Here is a 993-nt window from a genome sequence, read left to right on the forward strand (position 1 = left end):
TTGTTGACTTTAAAAGTTAAATAAGTTATGATGATTCTTGTCTTAAATGAATACAGTCTGGTAATGATGGCAGAGAGGTCACACCCGTTCCCATACCGAACACGGAAGTTAAGCTCTCTAGCGCCGATGGTAGTTGGGACCTTGTCCCTGTGAGAGTAGGACGTTGCCAGGCAATTCGGAGGATTAGCTCAGCTGGGAGAGCACCTGCCTTACAAGCAGGGGGTCGGCGGTTCGATCCCGTCATCCTCCACCATTTAGCCGACTTAGCTCAATTGGTAGAGCAACTGACTTGTAATCAGTAGGTTGGGGGTTCAAGTCCTCTAGTCGGCACCAGTTTTTATTGCAAGAGCCATTAGCTCAGTTGGTAGAGCATCTGACTTTTAATCAGAGGGTCGAAGGTTCGAATCCTTCATGGCTCACCATTTTAATGAAATATGCGGGTGTGGCGGAATTGGCAGACGCACTAGACTTAGGATCTAGCGCCTTTGGCGTGGGGGTTCGACTCCCTTCACCCGCACTTTTAATGAAATAACTCAAACATGTCTTGCGGAAGTAGTTCAGTGGTAGAATACAACCTTGCCAAGGTTGGGGTCGCGGGTTCGAATCCCGTCTTCCGCTCCAATTTCCAATATGACATGCCGGGGTGGCGGAACAGGCAGACGCACAGGACTTAAAATCCTGCGGTGGGTGACCACCGTGCGGGTTCGACCCCCGCCCTCGGCACCATATGCGCCCGTAGCTCAATTGGATAGAGCGTTTGACTACGGATCAAGAGGTTAGGGGTTCGACTCCTCTCGGGCGCGTTTTCTTTCGGGAAGTGGCTCAGCTTGGTAGAGCACCTGGTTTGGGACCAGGGGGTCGCAGGTTCAAATCCTGTCTTCCCGATAATTGTTTGGGGCCTTAGCTCAGCTGGGAGAGCGCCTGCCTTGCACGCAGGAGGTCAGCGGTTCGATCCCGCTAGGCTCCACCAAAAAAGTTCTTTGAAAACTGAAC

At 51.7% G+C, this 993-nt stretch carries 9 tRNA genes and 1 rRNA gene; all 10 read left to right on the top strand.

The features are described from left to right. Positions 1-56: 56 nt before the first annotated feature. Positions 57-172: ribosomal RNA gene (rrf, locus tag DN394_RS27150) — 5S ribosomal RNA — on the top strand. A 5-nt stretch (positions 173-177) separates the two neighbouring features. Next, positions 178-253: transfer RNA gene (locus DN394_RS27155), tRNA-Val, on the top strand. Between the two features lie 4 nt (positions 254-257). Then, positions 258-333, top strand: a tRNA-Thr gene (locus tag DN394_RS27160). 13 nt (positions 334-346) lie between these two features. Continuing rightward, a tRNA-Lys gene (locus DN394_RS27165) sits at positions 347-422 on the top strand. A 14-nt stretch (positions 423-436) separates the two neighbouring features. Beyond that, a tRNA-Leu gene (locus DN394_RS27170) sits at positions 437-517 on the top strand. Positions 518-546: 29 nt separating this feature from the next. After that, positions 547-621: transfer RNA gene (locus DN394_RS27175), tRNA-Gly, on the top strand. 16 nt (positions 622-637) lie between these two features. Next, positions 638-726 (top strand) — tRNA-Leu (locus DN394_RS27180). 3 nt (positions 727-729) lie between these two features. Then, positions 730-803, top strand: a tRNA-Arg gene (locus DN394_RS27185). A gap of 8 nt (positions 804-811) precedes the next feature. Then, positions 812-885, top strand: a tRNA-Pro gene (locus tag DN394_RS27190). 9 nt (positions 886-894) lie between these two features. Continuing rightward, positions 895-970: transfer RNA gene (locus DN394_RS27195), tRNA-Ala, on the top strand. Positions 971-993 lie beyond the last annotated feature (23 nt).

Source organism: Bacillus sp. BB081, assembly GCF_008368895.1.
Classification (GTDB): Bacteria; Bacillota; Bacilli; order Bacillales; family Bacillaceae_G; genus Bacillus_A; species Bacillus_A wiedmannii.